Origin of the sequence: Marinifaba aquimaris (assembly GCF_013328345.1) — a bacterium.
Taxonomy (GTDB): domain Bacteria; phylum Pseudomonadota; class Gammaproteobacteria; order Enterobacterales; family Alteromonadaceae; genus Marinifaba; species Marinifaba aquimaris.
The window spans coordinates 21,518-42,790 of record NZ_JABULX010000025.1; the positions used below are offsets into that span (position 1 = coordinate 21,518).

Here is a 21,273-nt window from a genome sequence, read left to right on the forward strand (position 1 = left end):
TTGTGTTTTAAATACGTAGCACTGTGTAGCTCAGTGTATCGGTTTGTAACGGTTAACGTTTTAGAATAAAGGTTGGTTTAGATGTTTCCAGTTGATCACACTCGTTAATAAAAGCTCTCTTAATGAGAGGGCTCGCTGAAATGTTCTATCACTGGCAATCCATTGATGTCCGCAACAAGCAGCACTAATTATATCTTTGGTCGATTTAAACGCTTTTTTTTGTTGATGCAATCCAAGCTGCTCACCAAACTCAGATTGACTTTGTTCACACTGCTTACCTGAAAAATAAAACCAACCTTGTTCGTTTAAATGAAAACGTTGGTCTTTGTTATTAATTTCATCGACACTGTCTAAACGAAATTGAGTGACGCCTTTTTCAACAATACACACAGGTAAAACTAAGCCCAAACAGACATATTTAGCTAACCAAGCTTGGTTTTCTTGTTCGGTAATTTTATCAGCCGGATGAATTTTTTTTTGTTTGGCCGACCAAGTGCCGTTTTGTGTATCTAACTCTAGCGGATTGTCCAAAGAAATTAGCGACTCAGCCGCTCGTTTAATATAAAACGGTAAGCTCGCCATACGTTTAGCCAACTGTTCAGCAGGTAACTTACAATCGGTGAGTAGTTTAAGCTCTCTTTCATAAAAAACGTTACACAGCTGCGAATAATTAAGCAGCTTATCACTTTCTTCACTTAAGTCTTGCTGTGTAGTTAAGTCAGTCAACAAAGGCACCTTTTGTTATTTCTTTAGAAAACTGAATCGATTGAATTGAGTGTGTATCTATCGAGTATAAAAAAAAACCTGCGGTGAATTCAATCACCACAGGTTTTTTAATTTTAAAAACTAAATTGTTTAATTTAGCTGAGTATCAATTACTGACCTTTAACAGCAGAACGGCCAGCAAATACTGCGCCTTCGCCTAAAGCTTCTTCGATACGTAATAATTGGTTGTATTTAGCAACACGGTCAGAACGGCTCATTGAACCTGTTTTGATTTGACCAGCAGCTGTACCTACCGCTAAATCAGCGATAGTTGCATCTTCAGTTTCACCAGAGCGGTGAGAGATAACAGCCGTGTAACCAGCATCTTTAGCCATTTGGATCGCGTCTAACGTCTCAGTTAAAGAACCGATTTGGTTGAACTTGATTAAGATAGAGTTAGCGATACCTTTGTCGATACCTTCTTTTAAGATCTTAGTGTTAGTTACGAATAAATCATCACCAACGATTTGGATTTTGTCGCCTAAGATCTTAGTTTGGTATGCGAAACCATCCCAATCAGACTCGTCTAAACCATCTTCGATTGAAACGATTGGGTATTCGTCACATAACGTAGATAAGAAATCAGAGAACTCGTTAGACGTGAACGTCTTACCTTCGCCTTTTAAGTTATAGATGTTGTTTTCTTTTTCATAGAATTCAGAAGCAGCACAGTCTAATGCTAATGTGATGTCTTTATCGATTTCATAACCAGCAGCTTTAATTGCTTCTGCAATTACTTCTAATGCTTCTGCATTAGATTTAAGATCTGGTGCAAAACCACCTTCATCACCAACAGCCGTGTTGTAACCACGTGCGTTTAATACTTTCTTTAAGTTATGGAAAACTTCAGCACCCATTTGGATAGCTTGCTTGAATGTTTTCGCGCCAACTGGTTGGATCATGAATTCTTGGATATCAACGTTGTTATCAGCGTGCTCACCACCGTTGATGATGTTCATCATAGGTAATGGTAAAGAGTATTGACCTGAAGTACCGTTGATGTCAGCAATGTGCTCGTATAATTCAACGCCTTTTTCAGCTGCAGCTGCTTTAGCTACCGCTAAAGATACTGCTAATACAGCGTTTGCACCTAAGTTTGATTTAAAATCTGTACCGTCTAAATCAATCATTACTTGGTCGATTGCACGTTGCTCTAGTGCTTCTTTACCGATTAATGCTTCAGCAATTGGACCATTTACGTTAGCTACCGCTTTTTCTACGCCTTTACCTAAGTAACGACCTTTGTCGCCGTCACGTAATTCTAACGCTTCACGAGAACCTGTAGATGCACCTGAAGGTGCTGCTGCACGGCCTTTCGCGCCACTTTCTAATACTACATCTGCTTCAACAGTTGGGTTACCACGTGAATCGATAATTTCACGACCAATAATCTTAACGATAGATGACATGTTTTTTCCTTCCAATATAAATACAGATGCACCTATCTAGGTGCATCTAAAAATAAATTATTTGTTTTTTAACTCGTTAGCCGCGGCTACAAAGCCTTGGAATAACGGGTGACCATCACGAGGGGTCGAAGTAAATTCTGGGTGGAACTGACCAGCAATAAACCAAGGGTGAGATGGGATTTCAATCATCTCCACTAATTTTTTATCTGTTGATAAACCAGAGAATACAAGACCCGCTTGTTCTAATTTATCACGATACGCATTATTTACTTCATAACGATGACGATGGCGCTCATGGATTTCTAGAGAACCGTATGCCTCAGCCGCTTTTGTTCCTTCGATAAGATGACAAAGCTGAGAACCTAAGCGCATTGTACCGCCTAAATCAGAGTTCTCATCACGCGCTTCAACTTCGCCTGATTGGTCTTGCCACTCAGTAATTAAGCCAACGACTGGGTGCGGTGTGTCAGGATTGAATTCAGTCGAGTTAGCATCTTCAAGCTTAGCAACATTTCGTGCGAACTCGATTAATGCCATTTGCATACCTAAACAAATGCCTAAATAAGGTACTTTGTTTTCACGTGCGTATTGCGCTGCAATCATTTTACCTTGCGTACCACGCTCACCAAAGCCGCCTGGGACTAAAATCGCATCTAAGCCTTCAAATTTTTCAACACCTTTTGCTTCCACTTCTTGTGAATCAACGTATTTGATGTTGACCGTTACACGGTTTTTAAGGCCGGCATGTTTTAACGCTTCATTTACTGACTTGTATGCATCTGGTAATTCAACATATTTACCAACCATACCAATTGTCACTTCGCCAACAGGGTTTGACTCTTCGTAAAGTACTTGTTCCCAATCAGATAAATCGGCTTCAGGCGCTTCAATATGGAAACGACGGCAGATTAAATCGTCTAAACCTTGAGATTTTAATAATGCTGGAATGCGATAGATGCTGTTCACATCTGGCATTGAGATAACCGCTTTCTCTTCAACGTTAGTGAAAAGTGCAATCTTAGAACGCTCATTCGCAGGAATTGCGCGATCTGAACGACAAACCAAGATATCTGGCTGAATACCGATTGAACGTAAATCTTTAACTGAGTGCTGAGTAGGTTTAGTTTTCACTTCACCGGCTGCTGCTAAGTAAGGCACAAGTGTTAAGTGCATGTACATAGCGCGCTCGCGTCCTAACTCAACGGCTAGTTGGCGAATAGACTCAAGGAAAGGTTGTGACTCAATATCACCAACCGTACCACCGATTTCGACAATAGCGACATCATGGCCATCGCCACACTCTAGTACGCGACGTTTGATATCGTTGGTGATGTGAGGAATAACCTGAATGGTGGCACCTAGGTAATCACCACGACGCTCACGACGAAGTACGTCTTCAAATACACGACCTTGAGTAAAGTTGTTACCCTTGGTCATTTTAGTATTGATGAAACGCTCATAGTGACCTAAATCTAAATCGGTTTCAGCGCCGTCTTCTGTTACGAAAACCTCACCATGCTGAATAGGACTCATTGTACCCGGATCAACATTGATGTAAGGGTCGAGCTTCATGATTGTGACATTGAGGCCACGAGCTTCAAGAATTGCAGCAAGAGATGCTGCGGCAATGCCTTTACCTAGCGAAGATACAACACCGCCAGTAACGAAGATATAACTAGTCGTCATTTAGAAACCTGAACTTAAGATTTAAGGGAATTTTTGACTTTTCAGACGGGTGGAAATTGTAGCAAAGATGCGATTTACAAACAAATTTTATCTGACGAATTGGGCGTTCTATCGAGGATTAATTTTGTACAAAACGCCGCTATTTGCTCACAATTGATGACACAAGTGTTTATTCTGCGTTTTTAACGCGTTGCCAAAGCACTTCCATTTCATCGAGCTTCATATTTTCTAGACCGTCATTTTCTTCATGCGCCATCATTTCAACCTGGCGAAACCGTCTTTCAAATTTGTTATTTGCACTGCGTAAAACCGCTTCAGGATCTAATTTGAGCTTTCTAGTTAAGTTAACCATGGCAAACATTAAATCGCCCAGCTCTTCAGCTAATTTGTCTTTATTTACATCAACAGCTGTAAGTTCGTCTTCGACTTCAAATACTTCTTCTTTGACTTTGACAAATGCACCATGAGCATCAGCCCAATCAAAACCAACACTTGCACAACGCTTTTGAATTTTATTGGCCCTAGAAAGTGCTGGTAAAACGCGTGGGATATCCTCGAGCACACTTAAGTTAACTTGTTCAGTTTTCTCTTCTCGCTCTTTTTGTTTTTCCTTTTCCCAATTCGCTTTAATTTCCTCATCTGTTGCTAAAGCTAAATCGCCAAAGACATGTGGATGGCGGCGAACCAGCTTTTCACAAATACTCTCAACCACTTGTTCAAATTCAAAACGGCCCTCTTCTTGGGCTAACTGGCAATAAAAAATAACCTGAAATAGTAAATCACCTAACTCGCCTTTTAATTCAGCATAGTCCTCTCGTTCAATCGCATCAGCCACTTCATATGCTTCTTCTAATGTATACGGAACAATGGTTTTATAATTTTGTTTTAAATCCCAAGGGCACCCAGTTTCAGGCGTTCTAAGTGCCTGCATTATTTGAATTAATGATTCGATGTTGTACGGTGGTTTCATATTTATAATTTGATTACTTTAAACGCTCAGCGCTAAATACACCCGGTACTTGTTGCAGGCGGTTCAATACCCTATCAAGCGAGCCGAGGTTATTAACTTCAATATCTAAATCTAAATGAGCTTGCTGAGTTTTATCATTAGTTTGAGTATTCACGGCGTGAACCGAGATTTTTTCATTTACCAATACGGTAGATACATCTCTCAACAAGCCACTTCTATCTGGCGCCATTACACGAATTACGATGCGATAGCCACCTTGTTGTGTTTCTCCCCACTCCACATCAACAGCGCGTTGTGGGTTTTGTTTGAGCTGGTTGTATAATTGATCACAATCGATTCTGTGAACTGCAATACCTTTACCTTGAGTGATGTAACCCTGAATCGCATCACCAGGTAGTGGCTGACAACACTTTGCCATGTAACTGAGTAAGTTACCTACCCCTTGTACCACTACAGCCGATTCTTTATTGTCTGAACCTCTTGGTGCACGGTTAAAGGTTTTAGGATTAATTTCTTGTTGTTGCTGTTTGTGTTCAAGACTTTGAATAAAATTAATCACTTGGCCAATACGCAAATCCCCGCCGCCAATAGCAACGAGTAAGTCATCCAAATGATTCATATTGAAGCGTTTTATAGCAGGCTTAACCTGTTCAAACTTCAAGTCGAATTTATCCAGCTCTTGGTCGAGTATCTGTCTTCCCGCTTCGAGGTTTTTATCCCTATCTTGTAATTTGAACCAGTGGTGAACCTTACTTTTCGCACGACTGGTTTTTAAGTAACCTAAACTTGGATTTAACCAATCTCGTGAAGGGTTAGGTTCTTTACTGGTTAAAATTTCAACCTGATCACCACTCTGTAGGGTGTAAGTAAACGGCACAATTTTGTCGAACACTTTTGCACCAATACAAGAGTGGCCGACATTACTGTGAATGTAATAAGCAAAATCTAACGGCGTTGCACCTTGAGGTAAGTCAATTACTTGGCCACGCGGCGTGAATACATAAACTCGTTCTTCAAATACCTGACTTCTTAACTCATCAACGAGTTCATCAGAATTTGAGACATCTTCTTGCCATTGCAGTAACTTTCGCAGCCAGTTAATTTTTTCTTGGCCACTGTCTTTTCCACCGGTTGTCCCCTCTTTGTAACGCCAGTGCGCAGCAACGCCAAGCTCTGCATCTTGATGCATTTGCTGAGTGCGAATTTGCACTTCAATGGTTTTCCCTTCAGGTCCAACAACGACTGTGTGAATAGATTGATAACCGTTCGCTTTTGGCGTAGCAATGTAGTCAGAGAACTCTTTGCTTATCGCACTCCATTTTGTATGTACCGCACCTAAAGCCGCGTAACAAGCCGGTACGGTATCAACCAAAATACGCAATGCACGAATATCGAATAAACTATCGAATGACAGCTTCTTTTGCTGCATTTTTTTGTAAATGCTGTAAATGTGTTTCGGTCGCCCAATGACTTCACCGACCACTTGCATTCCATCTAATTGCTGTTGTAGCTGCTCAACCACATCTTCGATGTAAGCTTGTCGGGTAACGCGCTTCTCATCCAACATTTTTGCAATTTGTTTGTAGGTTTGAGGATGCAAGAAGCGAAACGCATAATCTTCTATTTCCCATTTGAGCTGACCTATCCCCAAACGATTAGCCAATGGCGCATAAATACTCGCTGCTTCTTTTGCGGTAAGAACCCGGGTCTCTTCATCAGCATCTTTAACGCGTCTCAATTCCAGAATACAAACGGCAAGCTTGATTACAATCGCACGGACATCTTCAACCATAGCCAATAACATGCGGCGAACATTATCAACTTGATCACCATCAATGCCGGTACCCGCTTGGTTTTGAAGAATACGAATCGCATCCATCTTATCAACGCCGAGCATTAGCTTTAAAACATCTAAACCGAAATCTTTTTCAACAGCAGTTGGGGAAATGAGCTTTTCTAACCAAAACGGATAAAGACTGGCTGCGGTTAATGTCTCAGCATCCATGTTCAAGGTTGCTAAGATTTCAATCATCTCTCGACTTTCTTTGAGAATATTGGGGTGCGCACTAACGCCACTGCAATACTCAGTCACCTTCTTGACAGCATCGAGCCGAGTTTCATCAACCAAAGCCAGTTGATTTAACCACGTTTGATAATCAAATAATTGAATTTCCTTGTTATGCGACTGCCTAACCGTAACCATGCCTATTCCTAAAAACGTTTTAGTGGGTTGTTAAAACGTAAAAAACGAAAAAAGAATTCTAACCCGATTTAGTTAGAGCGTTCAAACAGGGCTAAAGTTTCAATGTGCGAAGTATGTGGGAACATATCGAGCACACAAACCTTTTTGACCTGATAGCCTGCCTCGAGCAATAACTTACCATCTCTAGCGAGTGAGTTTGGATTACAAGACACGTAAAGCACTCTGCTCGCTTGCCAGTGTTTTGCAGTTTGACAAACAGCTTCAGCACCGGCTCTTGCTGGGTCGAGCACTATAACATTAGCTGACTTTAAGATAGATAGGTCTATTTCGTTAAATAAGTCAGCATGCAAAAACGCTGCGTTTGATAACAAATTTAACTCTGCATTGGCCTTAGCTTTACTGACCATGGCTTGACTACCTTCAATCCCAGTTACACTTTTTGCACGTTTGGCCATGGGTAAAGTGAAGTTGCCCAAACCGGAAAATAAATCAACGACCGTATCGTCTTTACTTATTGCTAACCATTCAAGAGATTTAGCAACCAGTTTGCCATTTATACTTGGGTTCACCTGAGTAAAATCATCTAAAGCGAAATCGATTGTGACTTCATCTACTTGATAATTGAGTTCTGGCTCTGCGCTTAACCACAAGTAATTGTTGCCATCATTTATGGCTAATGCCCAGCTATTTTCTTTTGCCAACTCGGTTAAGACCTGTTTATCACGTTTAGATAAATCAGCCATAGCGCGAATAGCCACCACAGGCTGTTTGCTAATTTGGTTCAAGTCGATATGACTGATATGCGCTTTACCCTCTAATTGTTTAACCGTTGAGGTCAGCTCACTAAGCCCTGTAAAGAGACTTTTTGCGATAACCGAACATGAATCAATATCCACCAAACGCTTAGAGTTATTTTGTCGAAAACCAATTAATAATGTATTTTTTTGCTTGTCGTAAAAAGCAGCAAGTCTTGCTCGATGGCGGTAGTGAAACGGTTCTGCATGGATGGGGTCTTGCCAATTAAGTGAACCTTGCCAACCCGCTTTATGCAATAGCCCCGTCACCATTTCTTGTTTTGCTGTCAGCTGTGAAAGATGGGTTAAATGTTGTAACTGACAACCACCACACTGTTCAAAGTACTGGCACTGAGGTTTAACCCTATTAGGGCTAGCTTCAATTAACTTTGTCATTTTCGCTTCTGCGAGCGAGGATTTTTGATTGACGACTTTAGCAACAACCGTTTCATCAGGTAGCGCTCCCTGAACAAAATAGACTTTGCCTTTTTCTCTAGCGACACCACGACCTTGGTAGTCGATGCCCTCTATCGAAAGTTTGACTGTACCTAATTTTTTCTGCTGTGCTTTTTTAGCGGCTTGCGCTTTGAATATTTTAACCATGACAAACTTAATTGAATAAAACTACGAGTTTGGTAATCTGGGCGCGAGCAGAATAATAATAAATATCATAATGCAAAACAGACAGCTTAAAGATTGGGTTTTATTACTGACTCTAGTGCCGACCTTAGTGATCACCAGCCTGATTGCCGGTTATTTTACCGCGAGTCGCTATTTAGAGCTAGATAAGAGTATTGAGCAACAGGCAAAACAAATTATCGAGCCACTTGCTTTAGCTGTACAAGTGTATTTAAAACAAGGCCAAGAAGCAGAGTTACTCAACCTGCTAAACCAAACTCAAGTTAAATTTAACCCACATATAAAAAGCATCGCTATTTATTCTGCCGATCACCGGCTCATTGCTACCAGCCATTATCAAAATTCGGTTAGCTTACTAAGAGCAAGTAGCGCAGATGGTTTGTTGCATTCAACCACAATCCAACACTTTGAAGAATTCAGTATTTTACGTACCCCGCTTTGGAATGAACTAATTGATGGCCCTGTTGGAGCGAATAAAAAACTCAACTACATTGCACTGCAATATCAAAATGCAGCGATTCAAGACCAACAAAAATACCTATTCATAACCGCGTTTTTTATCTTGATGCTTTCAGGCCTAGCCTGCTTGGGCTTTTGCGTAGTGGTGATCAAAAAAGTAACCACTCCTGTTAACGAGATGATCATGGCGGTAAAGACCATTGAAAAAGGTCGAGGAAATCCACTCATTCGAAAACAATATTTAGGTGAGTTAGATGCATTAAGGCAAGGCATTGGCGATTTGGCCAGTGTACTTTCACAAAGTCAGGATGATCTTCAGCTTAGTATTGATCAAGCAACAGCGGATTTGAGGCAGACACTTGAGCAAATCGAAATTCAAAACGTTGAACTCGATATTGCAAAGCGACGTGCAATGGAAGCCAACCGAATCAAATCGGAGTTTTTGGCTAACATGAGTCATGAACTAAGAACGCCATTAAATGGTGTAATTGGTTTTACTCGCCAGCTCCTTAAGACACCGTTAAATGCCAATCAAACCGATTACCTACAAACCATTGAAAGCTCAGCTAATAACTTACTATTGATTATCAATGATATTTTAGACTTCTCTAAGCTTGAAGCTGGCCGTATGACCATAGAGAAGATCCCTTATTCACTTCGTGATTGTATTGAGGAAACCTACTGCTTATTGGCGCCGGGGGCACACGAAAAAGGCCTGACCATTTCGCTTAAAATCGAAAAAACGACGCCTGACAACCTAGTTGGCGATGCAATGCGCATCCAACAAGTACTCACCAATTTAATCGGTAATGCAATCAAGTTTACTGAGCGAGGCTCAATCTGTATCGATGTCAGCCCTATCGACTCGGCTTATCAACAAGCGGGGATTAAAATTGATGTCAAAGATACTGGTATTGGCATTTCAGCTGATCAGCAAAACTCACTATTCCAAGCCTTCGGCCAAGGGGATTCCAGTATCACTCGACGTTATGGTGGTACAGGTTTAGGTTTAGTTATCTCTAAACGCCTAGCTAAAGAAATGGACGGTGACATCAAGGTCAATAGTGAGAAAGCCCAAGGTTCGATATTCAGTTTCAGCTTTAAAAATGAAATTAACCCCGTTCCTATAGCTAGCTCGATAACAGGCTTGTCATTACCAAACCAATTGCAAAATAAGAATGTGGTGATTTTTGATAGCTTCATCCACTCTCGAATTGCCATAGCCGAAATGCTATCTGATTGGAACTTGAATGTTTGTTACTACCCAATAAGCCATCACGATACTCCACTAGCGTTATCAACTTATGACTTTGCCATCATTAACTTGAACAGCAATAAAAGCGCTGATGCATCGCCTGAGTTAATCCAGGTTATTGAAAAAATTGAGAAAATCACTCATCAAATTCGTTTTATTTGTAATGATAAAAACCACCCTGTTTTTAACCATTACCCGCAAGTCATTCAGATTTCACAACCTGTGACGCGATCGAAACTCGCCCAATTACTATCATCGAACAACCCAGTTGTTCCACAAAACACGCAAGCGTCAGTGCTCAACGCCAATAACGAGCAACTACAAGAGAACGCAAAACAGGTTAAATCAAACAAACATAATCGCTTCTTATTAGTAGATGACAACAGCGCTAACCTGAAATTACTAAAAGCTTTAGTTGAAAATGAATCAACCCAAATTAGCCTAGCTGAAGATGGCTTACAAGCCTATGAAATGGCGCAATACCAAGATTTTGACGCCATTTTAATGGATATCCAAATGCCAATAATGGATGGTTTAACGGCTTGTCAAAAAATAAAACAAATGGGGAAAAATACGGACACGCCCATTTTTGCAGTCACCGCCCATGCTTCAAAAAGTGAAAAGGAGCGGATTATGCAATTAGGCTTTAACGCATACCTAACCAAGCCCATTGATGAAGAAAAGCTGCATCAAATGCTAGCTAATCACTTAAGCGGCTACACAAAAAATGAAGCCGTGGTAGAGTCTCAAATAGAGACTAAGCAGGCGGAGCCTAAAACGGAATCAACGCTTAGTATTATTGACTGGGATTTGGCGTTAAAAAGAGCAAATAACAAACCAGAGCTAGCTTTAGAAATGATCACTATGCTGCTCGATTCATTAGATCACTCAGAACAGGCCATCGAACTGGCGCTAAAAGAACAAAACGTAGATGATTTAATTCAAGCCGTACACAAACTTCACGGAGCGAGCTGCTATTCAGGCATACCCAAAATACAAAAGTGTTGCCATGAGATCGAAGCAAGCCTCAAGCAAAACGGTCAAATTGCCGATATAGAACCCGAGTGTTTCGAATTATTGGATTTACTTCCACAACTAAAACAAGAAGCTCGAACACTTTTATAAAAACAACAATTCTTTAACCGTTCAATAGAGCAGTAACATTTTGAATACAAATATACCCTTTTTCGTCTATATTTTTCCCTAAACATGTATAACAATTAAAAGCAAACGACCAAATACACTTTCCAATTGTTAAGAAACCTTAACTTGTGAAAAGTAACTCATTTAAAATTTATGAAAGATGTGACCTGAAAACCATGAATCAGCTTGAACAAATTGCTAAGAAAATTAAAGGGAAGCAAATAATTAGCTATGATTTGGATTATTTTATCGATTCTGCCTACAACCTCGAAGACTGCGTGGACTTTCTACCAAAATTTGACCAGCCATATGCAGGTAGCCCAGAGCAGAAATACGAACACGTTTTCGATCGCTCATTAAAATTGGTACCCGGAGCCGCGATATTTGCTTGCCACGAAGAGCTGCCCAATATGGTTACCGAAAAGAAAACTAAGTCAAAAGTGTTTGTTTTGACCTATCACACTAACTTAAACAGCTACAACCTCAGCCATAAAAATCAAAACTTGAGAAATAAACTTAGCTTTTCGGGCATCTGCTCAGAGCAACCTGAAATTTTAAGCACAGAAGCTGGAATTCAAAAAAATGTAGTGTTAGTAATGAACGAAGAAGGCTTAAATAACCTCGCTAAGTTAACTAACTTTCCTGAGCAAAAAGTCCAACACCTGCTAAAAATGCTAGATAGGCATAAATATTTTTTCCACCAATACTCGATCCCACTGACATTTAAGACTCGATTCGATGAGCTGATCAAATTGATCAAACCCAATACAACACCCAACTTGTTGGTGTTAAGTGCCAACTTCTTCAGTTTAATTTCTGAAGCATTTGATTTACTCAGTAATAGCGATATCGATAAAGAGCAAGCCAGTGCAATAAGAAGTGCGAACTTAGCGATGAGTGCAAAAACCTTCATTGATGATTACGCTAATATGGTGAAAAACGCGCAACAGCTTGCTGAAATGCTCAATACGAGTGTATCAACTTTACAGCGCCAATTTAAGGCGGCCTATAACACATCAATTGGCCAATATATCAAAGAAGCGAGATTAGAAACGGCCAGTGATTTGTTAAAGCAAGATATGAGTATCGATGAAGTCAGCCAGTTACTAGGTTACAGCTATCGCAGTGCTTTTGAGCGCGCCTATAAAAATTATTTTGGTGTATCACCAGGTAAAGTAAGTTCAAATTCTCTGTAATAAAAAAATCCAGCATTACGCTGGATTTTTTCTTTAAGACGCCGTTGCTACCCTTTGATGATAGTTTTGATTGACTAAACCTCGACAACTTAAATAACCAAGAATTGCCAATAACACCGCACTAATAATTGGTGTATACAACCAATAAGCTAAATGCCAACTCCAAGTCATTTGCAATACATGTGTTTGTAATGCCCATAGTGCAAGTTCACTGCTGGCTGTTGCAAATAGTCCCGCTAATGCTCCTAGTAGTGCAAATTCAAAAATAGTACTGCGTTTAATCACTTTTGATTTAGCCCCCAAACATGTCAGAACATGGAACTCTTTAGCTCGTTCTGCCAAGCTTGCTTGAATCTGAGTAGCGAGTACTAAACTAGCCGCCAAGATAACGAGGTAAAAGATAAATTCCACAGCAAGTGCAGCTTGCTGAGAAATCGTTCTGACCTGCTCCAACATCGCTCTAACATCGATAATTCGCGCACTTGGGTATTGCTGCATGACTTGGTTTAACTCTGCCTGTTTATCTATCGGCAAGTGGAAGCTTGCGATATAGCTTGTCGGTATATTGGAAAATACCTGAGGAGATACAATAATGAAAAAGTTAGCATTGAATGTTTGCCAGTTTACTTTTCGAATACTGCTTACCCTAGCTAAATAAACCTGCCCTGAAAAATCAAAGGCTAATGTATCGCCTAATTTGATATTCATACGCTTAGCTAACTTTTCTTCGATTGAAGCCAATGGCAAATCGTTATCTTCACTAAACCACTGCCCCTCTACAATCGTATTTTCTTTTGGCAGTATCAGTGTTGAGGTTAAGTTTAATTCTCTACCAATGGCCGAGCGTTGCTCTTCTTCTTCCTTAGTTTGCTGCGAATCATCAAGTAACTTGTCTTGTAACGTTTCATTGTTAACCGAAACTAGACGACTGCGATAAATTGGGTATAAATCACCCAATTCAACGCCTTTAGTTTTGAACTGTTCGGCGAAGTCATCTTTTTGATGATGCGCTAAATTAGCGACAAAATAGTTCGGTGTACCTGGTTTTAGCTGAGCTAGCCATTGTTCAAACAAATCACCTTTCAGTAACAATGCAATCAACATTAATTGTATGGCTAAAGTAAAAGCGACTAACGCAAAGCTATTAGCTTGCGATCGTTGATGCAATCGAGCGATAGCTAGTTTTAAAGCACCACCTTTGACAAAGCTCAATCGCCTTAATAACTTTAACCCAGCAAGTGCAATCACGTATAAAACAGCGGCAGTACCCGCTGATGAAACAAATAAAATACAAGCGAGCTTAAAATCTTGGCTGTACAACCACATCAACCCCCATATCACCAATGCAGTGGAGCTTACTTGTACAAACATTTTTAATTTTTGACCCGATAATTGCTGACGCAGTATCCGAAGGGGCGGGATAGTAAATAATCGGAACAAAGGTAGCATCAAGAAAAAGCCACCACATAACAAGCCAGTAGCTATGGCCAAGATCCAAGGTTTAGCACTCGTTTCAGGCAGATTATTGGGCAGTACATCAGCAAGAAAATAAAATACCCCTGCCTGAGCAATTAAGCCAACTAGCAAACCGGCCAAAATACCCACCACTAAAATCAAACTCGCTTGTGTGATAAATATCTTTTTAATTTGTTGGCTTTGCGCGCCAAAGGTTTTCAAAATAGCAACAAGGTCATAATGTCTTTGGGCATATCTTTTTGCTGCAACTCCAATAGCGGTTGCAGCTAACACAACACTAAGCAAACTGGCCAATAAGAAGTAACGCTGAGCGCGTGCCAATGAGGCACCAACAGGGCTATTATCTTCTTCGACAGTATACCAACTGAATTGATCAACATTGAGCTGAGGCTTAAGCCAGTCGTAATAGCGATTGAGCTCATCCGATGTACCGGCAATGTAGTCTCGATAGTTAACTCGAGAACCAGGCTGAATAATATTTGTGCTTGGTACGTCTGTAACGTGCATCAATACTTCGGGAGATTGGCCAAACACACTTAAGGTTTTATCAGGCGATGCCGCCAGAATACGACTCGCGATAAACTCACTGTCACCAATTTCAACAATATCACCGAGTGATAAATTGAGCTGTTGAAAAAGCTTAGCTTCTAGCCAAACCTCTCCGGGTTTAAGTTTGTCTCGGGTTGAGAAAGGCTCAGAAAAAACAGTATCCGCGAGTAAAACGTCACCTTTTAACGGATATAAATCATCAATGGCTTTAATTGAAGCAAGCTTTAATTCCCCATCGAAGTAAATCATTGAGCTGAACCGAATTTGTTCAGAATGCGTTAACTTAAATTGCGTCTCTGCTTTTAATGAATCAGGGATAGGTCTTGATGAAGAGAGTACTCTATCGGCAGCTAAAAACTGGCTGCTTTGTTCAACCAGCGCCAAACGCACTTTTTCACTGAATAATGTCAGAGAAAATACCGATGCGACCGCCAGTAAAATAGAGGCTAATATTAAATTTAACTCGCCTTTTTTTGCTTCGCGAAGCAAAAACCTAAATGCCATTTTAAACCAAGGGGTTGTAGTCATTTTACTCTTACCCTCGGTTCGATTTTGAAGGCTTGTCACCATTGATTGCTTCAGCTATCACACCGCCGTGAATATGTAATTTACGGGCACATAAATCAGCTAATTTGAGGTCGTGTGTTACTAATACGAGCGTCGTTCCAAACTCTTTGTTTAAATCAAACAATAGGTTTTGTACCTTTTTACCATTTTCTAGGTCTAGGTTACCTGTCGGCTCATCAGCAAATAAAATGTCTGGTTTGCATGCAAATGCTCTGGCAATTGCCACGCGTTGTTGTTCACCACCAGATAGTTGGTTAGGAAAGTGCGACAGTCGATTGTTTAACCCCACTGAATCAAGTAACGCCTTAGCTTGCTCGGTTGCATTATCGATTCCCGCTAACTCCATAGGCAGTGTCACATTCTCAAGTGCCGTTAAACTCTGAACTAGCATAAAAGATTGGAAAATAAAGCCAATGTGCTGAGCCCTAACTTGTGCTCGCTGATCTTCCGACATTTTGTGTATCGGATTTGAAGCGAGATATATCTCCCCTTCACTTGGTAAATCCAACCCAGCAAGCAAACTGAGTAATGTTGATTTACCTGAGCCTGAAGCCCCCAAAATAGCTAAGGTTTCTTTAGGATAAATAGCAAAGCTTGCAGGGCGTAAGATGTTGAGTTCTTCATCATTTAGCTTTACTGTCTTAGCAACTTGTTTGACTTCAATAACGGGCAGATTAGCTGGTACAAATGTCATGAAACACCTTTATTCAAGATTTATTACTGCATTTTTTATGTTAGTAACCTTTTCTACTCATAGCGTACAGCCAGAAACGACTAAAGAAAAACTTTTAGTGTTAGGTGACAGCTTAAGTGCCGCCTACGGTATGCAAGCTGACCAGGGCTGGGTAAGTTTGCTATCTAAAAAATGGCAAACTGCAAGTCATGCAATTGAAGTTGTCAACGCCAGTGTGAGTGGTGAAACAACAACAGGCGCACTCGCTCGTTTACCCGATATTTTACGTCAGCACCAACCTGACTGGATCATCATTGAGCTAGGAGGTAATGATGGCTTACAAGGTAAATCAATTAAACAACTGAAACAAAACTTAACGCAGCTCGTTGAGGTTAGCCAAAAAATGGGGGCGAGTCCTATTTTATTTGAAATTCAGATCCCTCCCAACTACGGCAAGCGTTATACCCAAGCTTTTACCGCCAGCTTCAGCCAAGTAGCGAATGAAAAAGCGATACCATTAGTACCTTTTTTCCTTTCAGATATCGCGATTAAACCTGAATTGATGCAAAAAGATGGTATACACCCTAATGAAAAGGCTCAACCTGAAATAGCAGATAAGCTTAGTGAGGTACTTCTTGAATTATTGGGTATTAAGAAAAACGCTAGTTAACCTAGTTACTTCCTTTCAGACACAAAAAAGCCAATCCGAAGATTGGCTTTTTTTATTGTCAAAGACAGTTCGTATTAGTCTTCTAATAAGATGCGTAACATGCGACGTAATGGCTCTGCTGCACCCCATAATAATTGGTCACCAACAGAGAAAGCTGATAAGTACTCAGGACCCATTCCCATTTTACGTAAACGACCTACAGGCACATCTAAAGTTCCTGTAACAGCAGCTGGTGATAACTGGTTAATCGTTGCTTCTTTTTCGTTAGGCACCACTTTAGCCCACTGATTATGCTTAGCTAACATATCAGTGATCTCATCCATTGGGATGTCTTGCTTTAATTTAATCGTGAAAGCTTGTGAGTGACAACGCATTGTACCAATACGTACACATAAACCTTCAACCGGGATCACAATACCATCGTGACCTAAAATTTTGTTTGTTTCTGCGCCAGCTTTCCACTCTTCACGCGATTGACCATTACCTAAATCAGAATCAATCCAAGGGATTAAGCTACCAGCTAATGGCACAACAAAGTTGTCTTTTGGCATACCATCGCTGTTAAGTGTTGTTGTGATCTTACGGTCGATATCTAAGATAGCGCTAGCAGGGTTAGCTAACTCATCTGCTACAGAGTCACGTAAGTAACCCATGCCAGAGATAAGCTCACGCATATGCTTAGCACCGCCACCAGAGGCAGCTTGGTAAGTCATAGATGAAATCCAATCGATAGCATTATTTTCGAATAAGCCACCTAAACCCATCATCATCAAACTAACAGTACAGTTACCACCGACAAAGTTCTTAACACCTTTAGCTAAACCGTCTTTGATAACATTGCTATTAACTGGGTCTAAAATAATTAACGCGTCATCGTCCATACGAAGTGAACTTGCAGCATCAATCCAGTAACCATCCCAGCCTGAAGCACGTAATTCAGGGAAAACAGCCTTAGTATAGTCGCCGCCTTGACAAGAGATAATGACATCCATTTTCTTCAGTTCATTGATGTCTTTAGCATCAAGTAAGACACCTGCGTCTTTACCGAAGTTAGGAGCAGCTTGACCTGCTTGTGATGTAGTGAAGAATACTGGCTCGATTAAGTCGAAGTCTTTTTCTTCAACCATACGATCCATTAGCACAGAACCAACCATGCCACGCCAGCCAACTAAACCAACCTTTTTCATTTCTCTTCCTCAAGCTTTATAGCGATTATTATTCTTAGCTAGTTGAGCAAATAAACTCTACTCAAACTAGTGGTATTCGTTTAATAGCCAAGGATTATAGGGGAATTAACAAGTCTGTGCTATGCCTGTTTGCTAGTACTTATAACTGGCCGTTTTGCATTTTTTCTAACCAAACCGATTCGGCCATGATATCGGCGTTTGATTCAATTCGATCTAACCAAGTTTTGCCAATCAAGTGATCAAATTCATGCAAGAAGATACGTGCAAGGAAGCCAAACCATTCAGCTAGATGTACATGGCCTTTAATGTCTTGATAGCTGATTTTCACCTGAGTTTGACGAGATACCAAACCTCGAATGCCTGGTACACTTAAACACCCTTCCCAAGCTTTTTCTGTTGCCCCAGAAAGCTCAAGAATCTTTGGGTTAATCATCAACAGTGGCTCCATATTTGGTGCATCTGGATATCTAGGGTTAGACTTTGAAGCTATGTACATAATAGCTCTGTGATCAAAAACTTGAGGAGCGGCTATCCCAATACCATTCGCTTCAAGCATTGTCTGCAGTAAACTTTCACTAAAAGAGATTAGTGACTTATCCGTAAAATCAGTCACTTCTTGAGCAGGCGTTTTTAAAACTTGCTCGCCTACTTGGGCTATTTTCATTTATAAACAAACCTTCAAATAAAAAAGCGCACCTAAATGTGCGCTTTTAAAAAAATCATGATGTTTAGTCGAATTAAACATCATCACCCAAATCAACGGTAACGCCATCCAAAAAGCCTGTACTTCTGGTTTCATTACTCTTGAGTTTAATTTTAAGTCTAAGGTCATTAGGTGAATCGGCATGATGCAGTGCATCTGAGAAGTTAATACGTCCTTGCTGATACAACTCGAACAAGGCACCATCGAAGGTGATCATCCCCTGCTCTTTTGACTTATCCATCACCTCTTTAATACCGCCAATGTCTCCACGGGCAATCATATCGGCAATCAGTGGTGAATTGAGCATAACCTCAATCGCTGCCACCCGGCCTTCCCCGTCTTTAGTCGGAACAAGTTGCTGAGCAACAATGGCACGTAAATTCAACGAAAGGTCGAATAATAACTTCTCTTTCATGTCCTTAGGAACAAGGTGCATAATACGGTCAATTGCTTGATTGGCATTATTTGCGTGCAACGTAGCAACACATAAATGACCTGTTTCAGCAAATGACAACGCGTATTCCATGATTTCACGTGAACGAATTTCACCAATCATAATGACATCTGGTGCTTGTCGTAAAGAGCTTTTAAGCGCCGCTTCAAACGACTCTGTATCGGTACCAACTTCACGCTGATTAACAATCGACTTTTCATGATCATGGACAAATTCAATAGGATCTTCAATTGTCAAAATATGACCACGTGAGTTGCGGTTGCGATAACCCAATAACGCCGCTAATGCAGTCGATTTACCAGTACCGGTTGCACCAACATAAAGAAATAAACCACGTTTTGCCATGATCACTTCTTTGAGTACGTTCGGTAAACCTAAATCATCTACATCTGGAATTTCTGTGTTGATACGGCGAATAACCATACCAACTGATTCACGCTGAATAAAAGCACTGCAACGGAAACGGCCAACTTTTGGTATGGCCACTGCGTAGTTACATTCGTTAGTTGCCAAAAATTCGTGCTCTAAACGATCAGTCATTGAATCAATGGCTAATTCACGGCAGCGATCGGCTGTTAAATTATCGTGATCAAGCGGTACCAACTCACCGTTAATTTTGGCGCTAATCGGACGACCTGCGGTAACAAAAAGGTCAGAACCGTTTTTGTTACACATGTCTTGTAAGTAGGGTTCGAGCAACATGATTACATGCCCCCGCCAAAGGTTTGTTTATTCGCTGCTTTAGCCATAGCGGCTTGACGACTCACGACCCCTTGGTTTACCAAATTCATTAAACATTGATCCATTGTCTGCATACCATGTGCCATACCGGTTTGAATAGCAGAGTACATTTGTGCAACTTTATCTTCGCGAATCAAGTTACGAATAGCAGGTGTCCCTACCATAATCTCATGTGCTGCAACTCGTCCACCACCTGATTTTTTCAGTAAGGTTTGTGATATTACAGCCTGTAATGATTCAGATAACATAGAGCGAACCATTGGTTTTTCTGCTGCAGGGAACACATCAATAATACGGTCAATGGTCTTAGGTGCAGAAGTGGTATGCAGGGTACCGAATACCAAGTGACCCGTTTCAGCAGCTGTCATTGCTAGGCGAATCGTTTCAAGGTCACGCATCTCACCAACTAAGATAACATCAGGGTCTTCACGAAGCGCTGATCTAAGTGCGTTGTTGAACGACTTGGTATCCCTGTGAACTTCCCTTTGGTTAATCAAACTGAGTTGGTTTTGATGAACAAATTCAATTGGGTCTTCAATCGTCAAAATGTGGTGGTGTTTGGTTTCGTTGATGTAGTTGATCATCGCCGCTAATGTTGTCGATTTACCCGACCCCGTGGGACCCGTTACCAACACCAAACCACGAGGCTTATCGGCCAAATCTCTGAAAATATCAGGTGTGTTTAATTGCTCTAAACTCAGAACATCGGTAGGGATTGTACGAAATACCGCACTTGGGCCACGATTTTGAACAAACGCATTAACCCTGAAACGGGCTAAATTAGGGACTTCGAAAGAAAAGTCAGATTCTAAAGTTTCTTCGTATTCTTTTCGTTGCTTATCATTCATAATATCGTAGATAAGCTGGTGAACTTGCTTGTGGTCTAAAGGCGGTATGTTAATTTTACGAACTTCACCGTCAACGCGAATCATAGGTGAAACACCAGAAGATAAATGCAGGTCAGATGCGTTGTGGTCAACGCTGAAGGCTAGTAACTCGGTAATATCCATAGGTTTATATACTCCGAACCATTGTAAATATGAATAAAATAGCAGAAAGACTCGAGATCGCACAGCAACATATCACGAATGCAGCAACAAAGTCACAAAGAAAAACTAATGAAATTCAGTTACTTGCTGTAAGTAAAACCAAACCATTTGAAGACATTGAACAAGCTTATCAAGCAGGTCAAAGGCAATTTGGTGAAAACTATGTGCAAGAAGGTGTTGATAAGGTTAATTTTTTTTCAAAGTACCCAGATATTGAATGGCACTTTATTGGTCCATTACAGTCAAACAAAACGAAATTAGTTGCAGAACATTTCGATTGGATGCAAACCTTGTCCAGAGAGAAAATAGCAAAAAGATTGAACGAGCAAAGAAGCCCAGAGTTAGCACCTTTAAATGTTTGTATTCAGGTCAATGTTTCACAAGAAGATTCTAAATCAGGGATCAGCATTGAAGAAGTATTACCCCTTGCCAGTATTATTGCTCAATTACCTCGGTTAAATCTAAGAGGACTGATGGCCATTCCTGAAAAAACCGATGAGCCCGCAAAACAAGCGGCCAGCTTTGCAGCCCTTAATACTTGTTTTTGTCAGTTAAAAGACAAATATCCCCAAGTAGACACCCTATCTATGGGAATGAGTCAAGATTTAGAACAGGCCATTGCAAATGGTTCAACGATGGTCAGAATAGGCACAGCTATTTTTGGTGCAAGAAATTAAACAACAAT

16 protein-coding genes are annotated in these 21,273 nt (G+C 40.6%); 4 read left to right on the forward strand and 12 right to left on the reverse strand.

The annotated features are described in order from the left end of the window. Positions 1-60: 60 nt before the first annotated feature. The 6 genes from HR060_RS14510 to rlmD form a co-directional block, all read right to left on the reverse strand. Entirely contained in the window at positions 61-735 is a 675-nt protein-coding gene (locus HR060_RS14510) for a hypothetical protein (RefSeq protein WP_425487463.1), read from the reverse strand. Positions 736-875: 140 nt separating this feature from the next. Then, positions 876-2,174 (reverse strand): phosphopyruvate hydratase, encoded by a 1,299-nt coding sequence (eno, locus tag HR060_RS14515; protein ID WP_174201020.1) that lies wholly within the window; start codon positions 2,172-2,174, stop codon positions 876-878. Between the two features lie 57 nt (positions 2,175-2,231). Next, on the reverse strand, positions 2,232-3,860 hold the full coding sequence (gene pyrG, locus HR060_RS14520) for a CTP synthase (RefSeq protein ID WP_174201021.1): 1,629 nt from the start codon (positions 3,858-3,860) through the stop codon (positions 2,232-2,234). Positions 3,861-4,029: 169 nt separating this feature from the next. Beyond that, a complete protein-coding gene (mazG, locus tag HR060_RS14525; RefSeq protein ID WP_174201022.1) occupies positions 4,030-4,830 on the reverse strand; it encodes a nucleoside triphosphate pyrophosphohydrolase in 801 nt (266 codons plus the stop codon). A 13-nt stretch (positions 4,831-4,843) separates the two neighbouring features. After that, positions 4,844-7,033, reverse strand: a complete 2,190-nt coding sequence (relA, locus tag HR060_RS14530) for a GTP diphosphokinase (RefSeq protein ID WP_174201023.1) — start codon at positions 7,031-7,033, stop codon at positions 4,844-4,846. Positions 7,034-7,101: 68 nt separating this feature from the next. Then, complete coding sequence (gene rlmD / locus HR060_RS14535; protein WP_174201024.1) at positions 7,102-8,430, reverse strand: 23S rRNA (uracil(1939)-C(5))-methyltransferase RlmD; 1,329 nt, start codon at positions 8,428-8,430, stop codon at positions 7,102-7,104. Between the two features lie 70 nt (positions 8,431-8,500). On the opposite strand from rlmD, the gene barA reads away from it, so the two are divergent. Together barA and HR060_RS14545 are read left to right on the forward strand one after the other, a co-directional pair. Beyond that, entirely contained in the window at positions 8,501-11,305 is a 2,805-nt protein-coding gene (gene barA / locus HR060_RS14540; RefSeq protein ID WP_174201025.1) for a two-component sensor histidine kinase BarA, read from the forward strand. Positions 11,306-11,499: 194 nt separating this feature from the next. Continuing rightward, positions 11,500-12,519, forward strand: a complete 1,020-nt coding sequence (locus tag HR060_RS14545; RefSeq protein WP_174201026.1) for a helix-turn-helix domain-containing protein — start codon at positions 11,500-11,502, stop codon at positions 12,517-12,519. Between the two features lie 33 nt (positions 12,520-12,552). Here the strand turns inward: HR060_RS14545 and HR060_RS14550 are convergent, their stop codons facing one another. Next, a complete protein-coding gene (locus HR060_RS14550; protein ID WP_174201027.1) occupies positions 12,553-15,072 on the reverse strand; it encodes an ABC transporter permease in 2,520 nt (839 codons plus the stop codon). Between the two features lie 7 nt (positions 15,073-15,079). Next, positions 15,080-15,805: an ABC transporter ATP-binding protein gene (locus HR060_RS14555; protein ID WP_174201028.1), complete on the reverse strand. Its 726-nt coding sequence runs from the start codon at positions 15,803-15,805 to the stop codon at positions 15,080-15,082. Positions 15,806-15,842: 37 nt separating this feature from the next. Between HR060_RS14555 and HR060_RS14560 the strand changes: the two genes are divergently transcribed. Then, entirely contained in the window at positions 15,843-16,454 is a 612-nt protein-coding gene (locus HR060_RS14560) for an arylesterase (protein ID WP_246283186.1), read from the forward strand. A 74-nt stretch (positions 16,455-16,528) separates the two neighbouring features. Here HR060_RS14560 and asd read toward each other — a convergent pair whose 3' ends face one another. The 4 genes from asd to HR060_RS14580 form a co-directional block, all read right to left on the reverse strand. Continuing rightward, a complete protein-coding gene (gene asd / locus HR060_RS14565) occupies positions 16,529-17,641 on the reverse strand; it encodes an aspartate-semialdehyde dehydrogenase (RefSeq protein WP_174201030.1) in 1,113 nt (370 codons plus the stop codon). A gap of 139 nt (positions 17,642-17,780) precedes the next feature. Next, positions 17,781-18,305, reverse strand: a complete 525-nt coding sequence (def, locus tag HR060_RS14570; protein WP_174201031.1) for a peptide deformylase — start codon at positions 18,303-18,305, stop codon at positions 17,781-17,783. 73 nt (positions 18,306-18,378) lie between these two features. Then, on the reverse strand, positions 18,379-19,500 hold the full coding sequence (locus tag HR060_RS14575) for a PilT/PilU family type 4a pilus ATPase (RefSeq protein ID WP_174201032.1): 1,122 nt from the start codon (positions 19,498-19,500) through the stop codon (positions 18,379-18,381). 2 nt (positions 19,501-19,502) lie between these two features. Beyond that, the gene (locus HR060_RS14580) at positions 19,503-20,549 is read right to left on the reverse strand and encodes a type IV pilus twitching motility protein PilT (protein ID WP_174201033.1); all 1,047 of its coding nucleotides are present in this window, start codon (positions 20,547-20,549) and stop codon (positions 19,503-19,505) included. Positions 20,550-20,578: 29 nt separating this feature from the next. On the opposite strand from HR060_RS14580, the gene HR060_RS14585 reads away from it, so the two are divergent. Further along, positions 20,579-21,265 carry a YggS family pyridoxal phosphate-dependent enzyme gene (locus tag HR060_RS14585; RefSeq protein WP_174201034.1) on the forward strand — a complete coding sequence of 229 codons (687 nt, stop codon included), beginning with the start codon at positions 20,579-20,581 and terminating at the stop codon, positions 21,263-21,265. Positions 21,266-21,273: the final 8 nt, after the last annotated feature.